This is a genomic window from Clostridium sp. DFI.1.208 (assembly GCF_024463855.1).
Lineage (GTDB): Bacteria > Bacillota_I > Bacilli_A > Erysipelotrichales > Erysipelotrichaceae > Clostridium_AQ.
Window position 1 is genome coordinate 1 of record NZ_JANGCA010000024.1, and the last position, 14,385, is coordinate 14,385.

The following is a 14,385-nucleotide window of genomic DNA, read 5'->3' on the forward strand; positions in this document are numbered from 1 at the left end:
CATATGGATTCAGGAATATACAGAATCTTATCGATATGATCATGATCGTATGTTCCCGGTTATACTATGAAATCAAACTATCTTATGAGCTTAGATGATTTCTACCCACACTTAGTGCAGATGCTTCTAAAATTATCAATATTTATGATGAAAAAATGGGGAATTCAGTTTACACAAGAAAGCTGTTTACTATTTCTGTTGTCCTTTTTGCAGCAGCATATTATTTCTACCATTAGTGTAATGAGGTTAAGAATGATTGTTTGAATAGCACAAGCGAGCGGTAAATATCTGGATGAGGTATATATAGCATCCGCTATGTTTATACCTGTACAAATCTATAGCTATCTGCTGTTGGATAAATCCTGATACTAAAATTCAGAAAGATTAAACCACACAAAAGTTTTACATGCTGATTCTAGATACAGGCACTTGAAAAACGTCCAGAATAATCATTTCCAGGGCATACATAATATATAGGAAAGCACTTGAAAAAGGTGGTGAAAAAATGCACAAAAGGGGGAAAAAGCAGGGTGTTCATGGTATAATAAAAATAACGTGGCCAGAATTTATACAATTCATTTGAATTGTCTGTCTACTGTTGGAACGGATTATGGTACGCTATATCCGTATTGATTATGTAAGGAGATTATTATGCTGAAAGTCTTACAACATCCATTGATTACGCATAAGCTGTCACAGATGCGTAAGAAGGAAACCGGAACAAAGGATTTCCGTCAGAATCTGGACGAAATCGCAGGCCTGATGGCTTACGAAATTTCCAGAGATTTCCCGCTTCAGCCAGTCGAAATCGAAACGCCTGTCGCAAAGACCACAACCTATGAGCTTGCGAAGGAAATCGTACTGGTACCGATTCTTCGTGCAGGTCTTGGAATGGTAAATGGAATCTGTGATTTGATCCCTACCGTTAAGATTGCACATGTGGGGCTGTATCGTGATGAAGAAACACTGGAGCCTCATACATATTTTGAAAAATATCCGAAGGAAGTAAAGGACGCTATCGTCATGATCGTCGATCCGATGCTGGCCACCGGAGGAAGTGCTATCGCAGCCATTGACATGGTGAAAAAGCAGGGGGCGAAGAATATACGCCTTGTATGTCTTGTCGGTGCTCCCGAAGGTGTCAAAGCTGTAGAAGAGGCACATCCGGAAGTAGACATCTATCTTGCGGCACTGGATGAAAAACTGAACGAAAAAGGGTATATCGTACCCGGACTTGGAGATGCAGGAGACCGTATTTTCGGTACGAAGTAGTCATGAAGGAAGCGTATCAGGCTATGCGGCTGATGTTTACCATGGCACTTGCCTGTGGGGCAGCAGTGTGGATCGGTGCCTGGCTGGATGATGTATTTCATACCTCGCCATGGTGTCTTCTGATTCTGTTAGCCTACGCCATCATCTCCAGTCTGTATCTGATGATTCGAAAGCTGGGTGATGATCATGAATGAAACAAGGAAAATGGGAATGGAGATTCGCATACTTACGCTGCTGCTATGTGCAGCAGGCTGTGTGGTCTGCATCATCCTGTTTCCCGGAGCCTGGAAGCAGGGCGTTATGGGTATTTTGATCGGTTCCTTAACCGGTATCATGGGCTTCAACATGATCCAGAACATGGTTGGGCACATCGACGGGGAACTGGCGGATATCAAATCCCGCGCATTTCGCTCCTATACGCGAAGATACATGCTGTATGCCGTGATCTTTGCTTTAAGCGCCGTTGCAGGGGCGCATATTGCGGCTCTGCTGGTGGGAATGCTGCTTCATAAGTGCAGTATTCTGATGTACAGCTGGAAACACAGAAAGGAGGATGAGTAGTGGACGATAAGTTTGACGGAATCGTTTTGACACTGTTTGGACACAACATCGAATTTCAGCAGTCGATTATCAACTGGCTGATTCTCTGTGTGCTGTTTTCCATATTCTTTATCTGGGCCGGCAGGAAGTTTGAAAAGGCCGATGTCCGAAAGGCGCCGTCAGGAATACTTCTGATTACAGAGATGATAACCGGTTTGTGTACTAATATCATCGGGGATAACCTGAAGCATGAAACGAAGCGTTATCTGCCGTTTCTGGGTACCCTGACGATGATGATGGCCATCAGCAATCTTTTGGGACTTCTCGGATTACAGCCGCCGACATCCAATCTGAGCTTCAATGTTACCCTTGCACTGATGATGTTTCTGACCATTCAGTACAACGGTATCAAAAAAGGCGGGCTTGGCGCACGTCTGAAAGAACTGACGGAGCCGATGTGGCTGCTTACACCATTGAATGTCATTGGTGAGCTGGCACTTCCGATTTCGCTTTCCATGCGTTTGTTTGGAAACATACTGGCAGGCTCCATTATTATGCTGCTGGTGTATACGATGATGCGAAGCTTTCTCCCGTTTGGAGTGCTCGGCTACATTGCGACACCGTTTCTGCATGCGTATTTTGATGTTTTCTCGGGTCTGATACAGACCTATATCTTCTTCACGCTGGCAAGCTTCTTCCTAAGTGAGCAGGTTGCCCCGGAAGAATAACGAATGATTTTAACAGGAGGAAAAAATTATGGAATTCAATGAATATTTTGTACAGGGTATGGCACTGTTAGGTGCAGGTATTGCTATGATCGCCGGTTTAGGTCCTGGTATTGGACAGGGTATCGCTGCCAGCAAGGGTGCGGAAAGTGTTGGACGCAATCCGGATGCTGCAGGTAAAATCCGTTCCATCATGGTACTTGGTATCGCCCTGGCCGAAACAACCGGTATCTATGCGCTGATTGTTGCCTTAATTCTAATCTTCATGAAAGGGTAATGTCATTTGTCATGAAGCTATGAAGAAAGGAGGTATTCGCATAGTATGGATTTTGATATAAATGCCTATCTGCGGCTGAATCCGATGGATATGATCATGGTCTGTGTATCCACACTGATCATCGTCGCAGTCGCAAAGCATTTCTTCTGGGACAAGGTGCTTGCCTATCTCGATGCACGCAAGGCTGCCATTCAGGCAGATATCGATGCAGGATTACAGAGCAAGGAAGCAGGAGAACAATACAAACGTCAGTATGAGGAACAGATGGCCAATGCCCGTGGTGAAGCTCATGAACTATTGGAAAGTGCCAAAGCCAATGCCGTTCAGGAAAAGCGTGAAATTCTGGCAGCTGCAAGAGGAGAAGCCGAAGCAGTGAAGGAAAAAGCGCGGAAGGATATTGAACGTGAAAAGGTACAGGCTCGTGCAGAAATGAAGGATGCAATCGTTGACGTGGCGTTTGAGGCCGCAAAACAGATTGTAAATAAAGAACTGGATGAAAGTACACATAAGCAGTACGTGGATGATTTTATCGAGCATGCAGGTGATGAGTCATGGCAGGCATAGCAGCGAAAAGCTACAGTGATGCGCTGTTTACGCTTGCACAGGAGGAACAAAAGCTGGATGCGTTCAAGGCAGACTTATGCATGATGGATGAACAGCTGAAGGCGTATCCTGATTTCATGCGGGTACTGACACATCCTAAGATTCACAAGGAAGAAAAGAAGCAGACGCTTGCGTCTGTATTCGGCAGTGAAGTCAATCACATGGTTTTGAATTTTGCGAAGCTTTTGATTGATAAAAGCCGTTTTCAGAGTTTTCATGATATCACCCGGGAATTTGTAAAGCAGTACAACAAGGTGAACAATATCGAAGTGGCACATGTCCGTACGGCAAAGAAGCTGGATGCTGCGGAAATAACCCGTCTGAAATCCATGCTGGAGAAAAAGCTTTTGAAAACTGTGGAATTAAAAATTCAGGAGGATCCGGATCTGCTTGCGGGACTGCGCATAAAGATCAATGATATGGTTCTGGATAATACTGCCAGAAGCCGTATGGATAATCTGAAACAACTGGCACAGAGTGAACCTGTGCAGGAAAGTTAGAGGTGAGTGCGAGTGAGCTTAAAGCCAGAAGAAATAAGTAAGCTGATCAAGGATCAGATTCGCAGATATGATGAGGATCTGGAAATCGATGAGACTGGTACGATTATCACCGTTGGTGACGGTATCGCCCTGATCTACGGTTTACAGAATGCGATGGCCGGTGAGCTGCTTCGTTTCCCTGGGGATGTATATGGTATGGTATTAAACCTGGAGGAAGAGCATGTCGGTGCTGTTTTGATGGGTGATGACTCCAACATCCGTGAGGGAGACGAAGTAAAACGTACCGGACGTATCGTTGAGGTTCCTGTCGGGAACGGTATGCTGGGACGTGTTGTCAATGCATTGGGACAGGCGATTGACGGAGGAGAACCAATCAAAAGTGATAAGTTCCGTCCGGTAGAGCGTGTGGCCCCTGGTGTAATGACAAGAAAGAGTGTACATCAGCCGATTCAGACCGGCTTGAAAATCATTGATTCCATGATTCCGATCGGGCGCGGACAGCGTGAGCTGATCATCGGAGACCGCCAGACTGGGAAAACGGCGATTGCCATTGATACCATCATCAATCAAAAGGAAAATAATGTAAAGTGTATTTATGTTGCCATTGGTCAGAAGGCCAGTACGGTAGCACAGATTGTAGAAAAGCTTCGTTCACATGGCGCTATGGAATATACAACCATCGTATCCTCCACCGCGAGTGAACCGGCTCCGCTGCAATATATTGCGCCTTATGCAGGCTGTGCCATCGGTGAGGAATGGATGGAAAACGGTGACGATGTGCTAATTGTCTATGACGATTTGAGTAAGCATGCGGTTGCCTATCGTACCATGTCCCTGCTGCTGAAGCGTCCGCCTGGGCGTGAGGCATATCCGGGAGATGTCTTCTATCTGCATTCCCGTCTATTGGAGCGTGCGGCTAAGCTGAATGATGAGCTGGGTGCAGGAAGTCTGACTGCTCTGCCGATCATTGAAACACAGGCCGGAGATATATCCGCCTATATACCGACAAATGTTATTTCTATCACCGATGGACAGATCTTCTTACAGACGGAGCTGTTCAACAGTGGTGTACGTCCTGCCGTTGACAGCGGTCTGTCCGTATCGCGTGTAGGTAGTGCGGCACAGATCAAGGCGATGAAGCAGGTGAGCGGTTCCCTGAAGCTGGAGCTGGCGCAGTTCCGTGAAATGCAGGCCTTTGCGAAATTCGGAAGTGATCTGGATGCAGCTACGACGGAAACACTGGCACATGGGGAACGGTTGACCAAGCTGCTGATTCAGAATCAGTATGACCCGCTGCCGGTAACCCATCAGGTTTTATCTCTGTTTGCGGCAAAAAACAAATTCCTGAAGCCGGTTAAGGTGGAGGATGTTCAGCTGTATGAAAAAGAAATGCTGAAATACATGGAGCGAAACCATGCGGACATCTTAACGGAAATTGAAGAAAAGCAGGCGCTGGATGATGCATTGAGTGCTAAGATTAAGGATGCCCTGCAGTCCTTTGCTTCTGAATTCAAGAATATGATAGAAGGATAATGTATGGCAGCAGGTAAACTGGAGATCAAGGCGCGCATCCGCTCTGTTGAATCAACGAAAAAGATTACAAAAGCGATGCAGCTGGTTGCCACCAGTAAACTGAAGAAACAGAAACAGTACATGGAAGAAAATCGGGAATATGCATACTATCTAAAAGAAACTGTGCAGGAAATTCTGTCTTCCATCGAGCATTCCAGACATCCGTATCTGCAGAAGCAGGAAGGGAAGCCGTATACCATTGTCTTTACAAGCGACATGGGGCTGTGCGGCGGCTATAATGCCAACATCTTCCGTATGCTGCAGCATGAAGTCGGCAAGGAAGGTGACTTTGTCATCATCGGAGCGCGTGGAGCCAACTGGATTCACAATAAGGATTTTCATGTTGTGCAGAGTGAGACGGATCTGGAAGAGGACTGTTACAGTGAGCTGGTTGGTGTAGCTGATCATGCATTGGAACTGTACCGCAAACAGGAAATATCGGAAATACGTATTTTGTATACACATTTTGTTAATTCTGTGACCTTTGAGCCGAAGCTGATAACGCTGCTTCCGGTGGAAAAGGAAGAACGAGAGAAATCAACGACTGCAGAAACCATCTTCGAGCCTGCAGGTGACCGTATTTTGGACACCCTGGTTCCGATGTATGTACGCTCTCTTCTATACAGCTACTTTCTGGAAACGAAAACAAGTGAACAGGCAAGCAGACGTATGGCAATGGAAAGTGCAACGGATAATGCAGAGGAGTTGAAGGAAACTCTCGAATTACAATTCAACCAGGCTCGACAGGCCGCAATTACCCAGGAAATAACGGAAATTGTCGGCGGAGTCAATGCTATGGAATGAAAGGAGCAGCCATGAGTAAGAATACAGGAAAAATCGTACAGGTCATTGGTCCGGTAGTCGATGTCGCATTTGAGAACGGAGAATTGCCGCAGCTATTGACCGCTATTGAAATTCCTCTGAAAGACAGTGAATCTCTGATTGTCGAAGTTGCTCAGCATATCGGTGATGAACGTGTCCGCTGTATCGCCATGGGTGGTACAGACGGTCTGGTTCGCGGAATGGAAGCCATTGATACAGGATCAGCGATCCGTGTACCGGTGGGAAAAGAAATTCTGGGAAGAATGTTTAATGTCCTCGGACGTGAAATTGATGGTCTTGGACCTGTAGGAACGGATAACACACTGCCGATCCACAGACAGGCACCGGGCTTTGAGGAGCAGCAGACATCCGCAGAAATGCTGGAAACAGGAATTAAGGTCATTGACCTGCTATGTCCATATTCCAAGGGTGGTAAGATTGGTTTGTTTGGTGGTGCGGGAGTAGGTAAAACCGTACTGATTCAGGAGCTGATCCATAATATCGCCAAGGAACATGGTGGAATGTCCGTCGTTACCGGCGTAGGGGAGAGAACCCGCGAAGGAAATGACATGTATCATGAAATGAAGGACAGTGGTGTTTTGGACAAGACCGTGCTGGTGTACGGACAGATGAATGAATCTCCGGGTGCCAGAATGCGTGTTGGGCTGACCGGTCTGACGATGGCGGAATACTTCCGTGATCATGACCATCAGGACGTACTGCTGTTTATCGATAATATCTTCCGTTTCACCCAGGCGGGAAGTGAAGTAAGCGCCCTGCTGGGACGTATGCCGAGTGCAGTAGGCTATCAGCCGACACTTGCGACAGAGATGGGACAGCTGCAGGAGCGTATCACCTCCACAAAGGATGGTTCCATTACCTCGGTTCAGGCGATTTATGTACCTGCGGATGACTTGACGGACCCGGCTCCGGCTACCGCATTTACGCATCTGGATGCGAAAACGGTTCTGGACCGTGATATTGCGGCACTGGGAATTTATCCTGCCGTTGATCCGCTGGAATCCAGCTCCCGTATTTTGGATCCGCTTGTTGTGGGAGAAGAGCATTATGCAGTTGCCCGTGGGGTACAGACGATTTTACAGCGCTATAAGGAGCTACAGGATATCATTGCTATTCTGGGTATGGACGAGCTGAGTGAGGAAGATAAGATTATTGTCAACCGTGCCCGTCGTGTCCGTAACTTCCTGTCACAGCCATTCCATGTGGCAGAGGTGTTCTCCGGAATTAAGGGCTGCTATGTATCCCGTGAGGATACGGTGCGTAGCTTTAAGGAGCTGTTGGATGGGAAATACGATGAACTTCCGGAACAGGCCTTCATGTTCGCTTCAACGATTGAAGAAGTTGTCGAGAAAGCCAAGGCTCTGGAAAACTGAGTATGATCAAAATTAAGATCATTACGCCGCTGGGTCTTTATAAGGAAGGCGAAGTCGGCGGCGTGCATGTGCGTACGGTGGAAGGAGAAACGACAATTCTTCCCAATCACATGCCTATCGTTGCAATGCTGACAACATGCAAATGTTCTCTTATGGAAGGCAATGAATATAAGGATTATGCGATTGCCGGCGGATTGCTTCAGTTTGCGGACAATGAGATGCGTATTCTTGCGGATGCGATTGAAGGTCGTGAGGAAATTGATATCGAGCGTGCCAGACGTGCAAAACAACGTGCTGAGGAGCGTTTGAAGAAAATGGATAACCGCACCAGCATTAAGCGTGCTGAAGTCGCATTGGCAAAAGCAATCAACCGTATCAAGGTTTACGGTGGTTAACCATATAGGGATATCAGGATCATCTGGTATCTCTTTTTTTGTGAAGCATAACTGTTAAAACATGACATGGAAATCCACGATTCGTTTACCTATCCGCTTCCTTGCAAATGTATATGCTATGATATGGCGATAGGCATTGTATAAGACTCTGCGCTTGCGGATGTAGACGAAAAAGGGAATTCAAATATTTATAAAATACAACAGTATTTGAATTCCCCTATGTATATGTATTCGTTATGGATGAAGCACTGTATAACTACAAAAGTTTACTTCCTTCTTCTCAGCCTGTCAAAGCCGATTTGTATGAGGACAATCAGAAAAGCGATGAGCATATTCTCCAATGAGGCTGACCGGTTGAAAACCATCATGATCAGCACGATAACCGTATATTCGATTAAGTAAATTTTTCCATTCATATTCATTCTCCTCAAAATGCTGCCTGCCTTGTTCTGAACTGTTATGCAACAGCCGCATCGTATGTGTTCGGATACAGGGTGATCATCATATAACAGATTTCATCATCACTGATCTCAATTTCAAAGGCTTCCTCAATGGACTTGATATGGCTTCTTATTTTCTGAAAGATTTCTTTATTATTATCCAAATAAGGAATCTTATGGTCAAATATGATTGTCTTATTTGCTATGATACGCTCAATCATAAAACCGATATGAATAATCAATGAGAATCCGGTAGAGGCTCTGTTTTTTTCTTCATACTCCAAATCATCAAAAAGACCTTCTAAAAACTCCGTGGCAACCTTTTGGACAGCCAGTGGATTTACGTACATAACATGCTGGGCCAGAAATCCTGCGGCTTCCTCTGCACTCTGGTCTGTTTTTTTATGCTTTGTCTTCTGTTCGCTTACTCCTGTTTTATTCAGGAATTTAATGAAATTCTCTTTTTTATCATCGGTAACCAGTTCGGAAATATGAAAGAAAGGGGCATCCACATCAATATGTACATTTCCAATAACAGCAACCAGATTGTAGCTGTCCACGATTTCCTGATATGCCTCATTTTTCTTTTGAAGCTCCTCATTGCTTAACGCAAATACATGGATATAGCCAAGCGAATTCTCCTTTAATATTTCAATGATCATATTTTTAAATGCGATGCTTGTTCCCTGCCCGGATGAACAGGCAGATATGATTGCGGGCTCTTTTTCTGAGCTTACAAAGGCAGGCTCAAAGCGGTTTTTAATCAGATACTCATTGTAGGTAAGATCAATATGCTCATTACGATTCAGCATGATGTGCGCGAAATCCAATGCAATCGCGGTGGATACGTTTGGAATCGTGTGTGTGGGGATACCGGTATCTCTTGTCAGCTTATGCCCGAAATCCAGAAGAGAGCCCATGTCCGCTAGAATCATTACCCCCTTTTTGAGATGCAGACTCTCGATTTCCTCCACAAACAGCTGGTAGCTCTGATTGACATCCTGTGTCAGCGGCATATCAAATGCTTTTACAAAGTCCGTATGCAGCAGACGGTTGCATACCTCTGCTATGCTGGATGCCGTATTGCCGTGCGCAAGGATATACAAGGCAGCCTTTGATGAATTATCCGGTACAATATCACTTGTAATATTCTTGATCAGCAGCTGAAAGAACTTTTTTTCATCCGTCGGCAATCGAAGAGAAAACTTGCTTTCGATCTTGTCGATCATATCATCAACAATCGTATCACCTGTTTTCACAGGTACGGAGCTGCTCTCTGTCAGCTTTATTTTCCGCAATCTGTCAATGAGAAATTTTAAATGAAAGGCCAGAACGAGTATGCTTTGTTCTGTGATTTTTACAGACAGGCGGTTTTGTATTTCCTTCATGACCTCCAAAGAGAAATCGACAATGCGTGGTTCGATAATCTTATAAAGCTCATCCTTGTTTACCGTTTTAAAATACATGCTGTTGAGAATTTCGTCATAATAGGAAGACACTGCGGAGGATATGCGAATGGCAACCTCATCGCTCGTCAGCCCCTGTCTGGAATAGTTGCGAATCTCATCGAGCAAGCTACAGTATGCTTCTTCGTTCAGGACGTTTTCCTTTACATGTGTAATTTCATTGGATGGAGTGATTACAAGGTCATAGTTGTAGTTCTCGTAATTGTCTGTAAAGGTATATCCGATTTTCCTGTACTTTTTATAAGCCTCGCGAATATTGTCTGACAGAAACACATAGGGAACCTTGATTTCACCGAATTCCTTGGTTTTACTTTCCAGAAAGGAGCGGGCACACAGTATTTTAATTTCAGAAGCAAGCTGTCCGATATTTTCTGTAAAATCATACAGGGAGACGGCTTTTACGATATCCGCATCAATGATGTAGGTTCGCTGTGTAAGAATGGCTTCCTTAGAAAAGAGATGCTCCATAATTTTCAGCTTTTCCTGCAAGGGCCGTTCTCTGAGCGGCGGCAGATTGATCGTCAGAGGTATCCTGCGCTTAAAGGTTTTCAGCAGGACATCCTTCGGATTTTCTGTCGTGGCGCCGATGATGAGGATATCCGCCTTCCGTATCGTGTTTGCTTCCCCCATCTTGCGGTATTGTCCGGTATCCATTAGATAGAATAACAGCTCCTGTCCTTCCGGGGGAAGTCTGTGAATTTCATCCAGAAACAGAATGCCGTGATTCGCTTTTTCAACCAGCCCCTCCGTTTCCTGATCCGCTCCCGTAAATGCTCCCCGGATATGTCCGAACAGCTGTGACAGCAGAAGCTGGGGATTGTGGTAATAGTCTGCACAGTTGAATTCCACAAAGGGATATTCCTTTTCACTCATACCCTTAATTTTTCTGCCGTAGTCATACATCGTATGGGCGAATAACGTCTTGCCTGTGCCGCTTTCTCCGGTAATCAATGTGTGCAGACCCTTTGGCGGATATAAAATAGCGGACTGCGCCTGTTTGATTTGCAGAGACTGGCTGCCGTCATAGCCGATCATGATGGAAAAGGAATCTGTCCCTTCCTGTTCCTTTTTGAAAAACAGGTCTCTGATTTCCTCCGGGGTATAAACACTCTGATCCAGGGGAACATGCAGCTCCCTCTTTACAATATCCACAGGAACAAATAAAACAGGTCTGGTTTCAATCTTAATAAACAAGCCATTCTTGACAGCCGTATTCAGCAGGGTACTGACTGTCGAGCGATATGTGTTAAAGTGATCAGCGATATCCTTTGCTGTAATTCCGAAAATCTCTTTTTTCTGAATACTGTTTTCCAGATATTCCTTTGTAATGACAGAATAGATATAATCAAATACTTCCTGCTCAGACATATCTACACCTCTTTTCTTTTATGAATGTGTCATCTGTTTTCCCATAATACAGCAGTGCCTTTAGCACCTTCCTGCTTTTATTCCCTTACATATCCTTGCCTTGCATAGCAATATTGCTATCATGCTGTGAGACCGCTGTCTTTTTTGCTGTAGTGAATGCATAGTACAAAGCGTTCTGTATAGACGCAACGCTTACGATAAGAGCTCAATCAGTGTGTTCATAATTTCTTTTGGTGTTGTGGAAGCTTTGATTCTTTCCATGGATTCCTTTTCCGAGAACATACCAACGAGCTTTTGCAGGATTGTCAGCTGATGCTCGGCACCATTTACAGCAAGTGTGAAAATAATATTTACCGGTACGGTTTCGTTATCGGATCCCATCAGGGTGAAGTTTACCGGCTGCTTCAGCCTTGAAACGATGATTGCCGATTTCTCAACCGTATCTCTTTCCATAGGATGAGGGATTGCGACCTTGAGTACCTCCGTTGGCAATGCTGTCGGGTACAGCTTTTCCCTTTTGATAACTGCATCCGCAAACCCTTTCTTTACATATCCTTTCGAGAACGCATCCTCACCGATTTTTCTGATGGCATCCTCGAAATCCTTTGCCTCAAGCGTTAGGTCTATCAGTTCTTCAAATAATAAATCCCTTATATTGTATTTTTCCATAATTGAATACCTCCCGCTTTTTATAAAAAGCAAAAATCTTGCCAAACTATGGAATTATAAGCTGATGCATGGATATAGCTCGCAAATTTATGAAAATTTCTGGATAAAAGCTCTGCGGGATTCCTGCAACACTGGCAGAGCACTATGCTTTCTGCGGATAACATACGATGCTTGTTTGTGATACCATAGGGTGTATGGAAAAGCTGCAGTTTATAGAGACCGAGCTGAAGACACTGATATTTTTCGTGTAATAAATCTCAGTTAAAATTATAGCATAGAAAATATGAAAGAAAGAATAAATAACGGCAGTTATCTGTAAGCGGTATGAAAATAGTATACGCAATAAAATGAGCTTTGGGGAATTTGGGTTACATATATAAGGAAGTAAATTGGATATACAGCCTTATTACCTGCAGGAAAAGAAATCATACGGCAGCTGTGCATGTAAATCCAAGGGGCTTTAATCAGTGAAAAAGAAGATGAAAAAGGGTCTGTTCACTGGAATTGGCAAAATTTTTGCTTTATTAAATAGGCGTAAACAACCTGAAAGATGGTTAGAAAGGAGAATGAGATGAAAACAATTATCGTTGCTTGCGGAGGCGGTATCGCAACCTCAGCCACATGCGCTACAAAGATCAATATGGCGCTTGAGGAACGCGGATTAAGCAATCTGGCGAAGGCTGAGGCTGTGGATATCAAGTCACTTGATAATTTCATCAAAACAGCGGATGTCTATGTGTCCATCACCCCGATGCGTGGTGTGGTACAAAGCTATGATATCCCGGTGATCAGCGGGATTCCACTGTTAACAGGAATGGGCAAGGATGCCTGCATTGACGAGATTATCAAAGCATTAAAGTAAAAGAAAAGAAGAGGAGAAAAAAATTATGGAAATGTTAGCTACCGTATTCCAGGGTCTTCTGGACCTGGGCGCTGCCGTATTTCTTCCGATCGTGCTATTCATTATCGGTTTGATCGTAGGTATGAAGCCTGGCAAGGCGTTCTCATCCGCGTTGACCTTAGGTGTCGCATTTATTGGTATCAATTTATTGATTGGGTATATGGGGGATACCGTCGGGGCTGCTTTTACAACGATCGTTGAGGGATCAGACAGTACATTAAAGTATATTGATATGGGATGGGCACCGGCCCTTGGACTTGCATGGCAATGGCAGTATGCATTCCTTATGTTCCCAATCCAGATTGCAATCAATGTCATCATGCTGCTGTTTGGATGGACGAACTGTCTGAATGTGGATATGTGGAATGTAGGAAATAAGGTGTTTACGGCATTCCTTGTCACAAGTGCATGCAATAACGTGATCGTTGGCTTTATCGTCGCAATCGTTCAGATTATCGCAGAATTAAAGAATGCGGATTATACGAAGTATCAGATTCTGGAGCTTACCGGAGTTCCTTCCGTAGGAATGCCGCACTGTATGTTTTTAAGTAATATCTTCTTTTATCCGATTGCGAATATACTGGATAAGCTTCTGCCGAATACAAAGACATTGAATGCGCAGGAAATCCGTAATAAAATCGGTATCTTCGGTGAAAATCACGTACTTGGCTTCCTGATGGGAACCATTATCGGTCTTGCGGCAGGGCAGGGCTCCGGTGCATTGCTGCTCGGTGTTCAGGCGGGTACTGCATTGACCTTATTCCCGATGGTTTCTAAGCTGTTTATGACAGCACTGACTCCGATTTCCGATGCGGCGAGTGAATGGGTGAAAAAGAAATTCCCTGGACGTGAGTTGATCATCGGGCTTGACTGGCCAATTCTTGCCGGTAATTCCGAAATCTGGGTAGCCATCATTCTTACGATTCCGGTTGCCCTGATCTTCTCACTGATTCTGCCGGGCAATACTGCACTGGTTCTTGGAAATCTGATGAATGTCTGTGTCTGTGTACCATTGTTTTTGGCAATGAAGGGCGATGTGCTGAAAATGTGTATCGTTTCCTGGATCTGGTGTCCGATTTTAAGCTATGCGGCATCTGTTATGGGACCGCTTCTGACAAGTCTTGCAAATACGGCTGGAACCTATAATACCGATATCACATGGTGGGGCTGCGATATTGCGGAGATTCGCTTTGCAATTTATGAAGCAGCAACTGGTAATGTATTCGGTATCGTGGCATGTGTCGCTGTTGTGGGACTTGGAATTCTGTATTTCCTGAAGCTTGCCCCTGCAAGAGAAAAAGCTGCGAAGGAGCGTCTGGAATCCGGACAGTAAAAAGCTTCGTTCCTTCTGTATGCAGGCATACAGTTCAGGAAAACAGCTTATACCGCTGTAAAAAAGACATCGGTATCGTCATGCGGTACTGGTAAGCATAATGAAAAA

16 protein-coding genes are annotated in these 14,385 nt (G+C 44.7%); 13 read left to right on the top strand and 3 right to left on the bottom strand.

Going from position 1 to position 14,385, the window contains the following annotated elements; genetic code table 11:
• The first annotated feature begins 651 nt into the window (after nucleotides 1-651).
• The 11 genes from upp to atpC are packed head-to-tail and all read left to right on the top strand — an operon-like array spanning nucleotide 652 to nucleotide 8,100.
• Complete coding sequence (gene upp / locus NE665_RS13180; protein ID WP_117441790.1) at nucleotides 652-1,272, top strand: uracil phosphoribosyltransferase; 621 nt, start codon at nucleotides 652-654, stop codon at nucleotides 1,270-1,272.
• Nucleotides 1,273-1,274: 2 nt separating this feature from the next.
• Nucleotides 1,275-1,466 (top strand): AtpZ/AtpI family protein, encoded by a 192-nt coding sequence (locus tag NE665_RS13185; protein ID WP_044903976.1) that lies wholly within the window; start codon nucleotides 1,275-1,277, stop codon nucleotides 1,464-1,466.
• Nucleotides 1,459-1,833 carry a hypothetical protein gene (locus NE665_RS13190; RefSeq protein ID WP_233104680.1) on the top strand — a complete coding sequence of 125 codons (375 nt, stop codon included), beginning with the start codon at nucleotides 1,459-1,461 and terminating at the stop codon, nucleotides 1,831-1,833. Before NE665_RS13185 ends, NE665_RS13190 begins: the two co-directional genes overlap by 8 nt.
• Entirely contained in the window at nucleotides 1,833-2,540 is a 708-nt protein-coding gene (gene atpB / locus NE665_RS13195; RefSeq protein WP_117441789.1) for a F0F1 ATP synthase subunit A, read from the top strand. Before NE665_RS13190 ends, atpB begins: the two co-directional genes overlap by 1 nt.
• Before the next feature lie 28 nt (nucleotides 2,541-2,568).
• The gene (gene atpE, locus NE665_RS13200) at nucleotides 2,569-2,814 is read left to right on the top strand and encodes an ATP synthase F0 subunit C (RefSeq protein ID WP_002606928.1); all 246 of its coding nucleotides are present in this window, start codon (nucleotides 2,569-2,571) and stop codon (nucleotides 2,812-2,814) included.
• Between the two features lie 45 nt (nucleotides 2,815-2,859).
• The gene (atpF, locus tag NE665_RS13205; RefSeq protein WP_117441788.1) at nucleotides 2,860-3,378 is read left to right on the top strand and encodes a F0F1 ATP synthase subunit B; all 519 of its coding nucleotides are present in this window, start codon (nucleotides 2,860-2,862) and stop codon (nucleotides 3,376-3,378) included.
• Nucleotides 3,366-3,917: an ATP synthase F1 subunit delta gene (gene atpH, locus NE665_RS13210; protein WP_117441787.1), complete on the top strand. Its 552-nt coding sequence runs from the start codon at nucleotides 3,366-3,368 to the stop codon at nucleotides 3,915-3,917. Before atpF ends, atpH begins: the two co-directional genes overlap by 13 nt.
• A gap of 12 nt (nucleotides 3,918-3,929) precedes the next feature.
• Nucleotides 3,930-5,450 carry a F0F1 ATP synthase subunit alpha gene (gene atpA / locus NE665_RS13215; protein WP_117441786.1) on the top strand — a complete coding sequence of 507 codons (1,521 nt, stop codon included), beginning with the start codon at nucleotides 3,930-3,932 and terminating at the stop codon, nucleotides 5,448-5,450.
• A gap of 3 nt (nucleotides 5,451-5,453) precedes the next feature.
• On the top strand, nucleotides 5,454-6,293 hold the full coding sequence (atpG, locus tag NE665_RS13220) for an ATP synthase F1 subunit gamma (protein ID WP_117441785.1): 840 nt from the start codon (nucleotides 5,454-5,456) through the stop codon (nucleotides 6,291-6,293).
• An 11-nt stretch (nucleotides 6,294-6,304) separates the two neighbouring features.
• The gene (atpD, locus tag NE665_RS13225; protein ID WP_117441944.1) at nucleotides 6,305-7,705 is read left to right on the top strand and encodes a F0F1 ATP synthase subunit beta; all 1,401 of its coding nucleotides are present in this window, start codon (nucleotides 6,305-6,307) and stop codon (nucleotides 7,703-7,705) included.
• Between the two features lie 2 nt (nucleotides 7,706-7,707).
• Nucleotides 7,708-8,100, top strand: a complete 393-nt coding sequence (gene atpC, locus NE665_RS13230; RefSeq protein WP_009588187.1) for an ATP synthase F1 subunit epsilon — start codon at nucleotides 7,708-7,710, stop codon at nucleotides 8,098-8,100.
• A 266-nt stretch (nucleotides 8,101-8,366) separates the two neighbouring features.
• Here the strand turns inward: atpC and NE665_RS13235 are convergent, their stop codons facing one another.
• From NE665_RS13235 to NE665_RS13245, 3 genes are all read right to left on the bottom strand, one after another.
• Nucleotides 8,367-8,516 (bottom strand): hypothetical protein, encoded by a 150-nt coding sequence (locus NE665_RS13235; protein WP_178759924.1) that lies wholly within the window; start codon nucleotides 8,514-8,516, stop codon nucleotides 8,367-8,369.
• 41 nt (nucleotides 8,517-8,557) lie between these two features.
• Nucleotides 8,558-11,374: a sigma 54-interacting transcriptional regulator gene (locus tag NE665_RS13240; protein WP_117441784.1), complete on the bottom strand. Its 2,817-nt coding sequence runs from the start codon at nucleotides 11,372-11,374 to the stop codon at nucleotides 8,558-8,560.
• Nucleotides 11,375-11,566: 192 nt separating this feature from the next.
• Complete coding sequence (locus tag NE665_RS13245) at nucleotides 11,567-12,043, bottom strand: PTS sugar transporter subunit IIA (RefSeq protein ID WP_117441783.1); 477 nt, start codon at nucleotides 12,041-12,043, stop codon at nucleotides 11,567-11,569.
• A gap of 571 nt (nucleotides 12,044-12,614) precedes the next feature.
• Between NE665_RS13245 and NE665_RS13250 the strand changes: the two genes are divergently transcribed.
• The gene (locus tag NE665_RS13250) at nucleotides 12,615-12,905 is read left to right on the top strand and encodes a PTS sugar transporter subunit IIB (RefSeq protein ID WP_117441782.1); all 291 of its coding nucleotides are present in this window, start codon (nucleotides 12,615-12,617) and stop codon (nucleotides 12,903-12,905) included.
• Between the two features lie 25 nt (nucleotides 12,906-12,930).
• Nucleotides 12,931-14,277, top strand: a complete 1,347-nt coding sequence (locus NE665_RS13255) for a PTS transporter subunit IIC (RefSeq protein WP_117441781.1) — start codon at nucleotides 12,931-12,933, stop codon at nucleotides 14,275-14,277.
• Nucleotides 14,278-14,385: the final 108 nt, after the last annotated feature.

Bases quoted from the DNA above. Each gene is read 5' to 3' on its own strand.
- NE665_RS13235 (WP_178759924.1), bottom strand. From the start codon at position 8,516: ATGAATGGAAAAATTTACTTAATCGAATATACGGTTATCGTGCTGATC.
- atpE (WP_002606928.1), top strand. From the start codon at position 2,569: ATGGAATTCAATGAATATTTTGTACAGGGTATGGCACTGTTAGGTGCA.
- atpC (WP_009588187.1), top strand. From the start codon at position 7,708: ATGATCAAAATTAAGATCATTACGCCGCTGGGTCTTTATAAGGAAGGC.
- NE665_RS13250 (WP_117441782.1), top strand. From the start codon at position 12,615: ATGAAAACAATTATCGTTGCTTGCGGAGGCGGTATCGCAACCTCAGCC.
- NE665_RS13190 (WP_233104680.1), top strand. From the start codon at position 1,459: ATGAATGAAACAAGGAAAATGGGAATGGAGATTCGCATACTTACGCTG.
- upp (WP_117441790.1), top strand. From the start codon at position 652: ATGCTGAAAGTCTTACAACATCCATTGATTACGCATAAGCTGTCACAG.
- atpD (WP_117441944.1), top strand. From the start codon at position 6,305: ATGAGTAAGAATACAGGAAAAATCGTACAGGTCATTGGTCCGGTAGTC.
- atpF (WP_117441788.1), top strand. From the start codon at position 2,860: ATGGATTTTGATATAAATGCCTATCTGCGGCTGAATCCGATGGATATG.
- NE665_RS13255 (WP_117441781.1), top strand. From the start codon at position 12,931: ATGGAAATGTTAGCTACCGTATTCCAGGGTCTTCTGGACCTGGGCGCT.
- NE665_RS13245 (WP_117441783.1), bottom strand. From the start codon at position 12,043: ATGGAAAAATACAATATAAGGGATTTATTATTTGAAGAACTGATAGAC.
- atpG (WP_117441785.1), top strand. From the start codon at position 5,454: ATGGCAGCAGGTAAACTGGAGATCAAGGCGCGCATCCGCTCTGTTGAA.
- NE665_RS13240 (WP_117441784.1), bottom strand. From the start codon at position 11,374: ATGTCTGAGCAGGAAGTATTTGATTATATCTATTCTGTCATTACAAAG.
- atpH (WP_117441787.1), top strand. From the start codon at position 3,366: ATGGCAGGCATAGCAGCGAAAAGCTACAGTGATGCGCTGTTTACGCTT.
- NE665_RS13185 (WP_044903976.1), top strand. From the start codon at position 1,275: ATGAAGGAAGCGTATCAGGCTATGCGGCTGATGTTTACCATGGCACTT.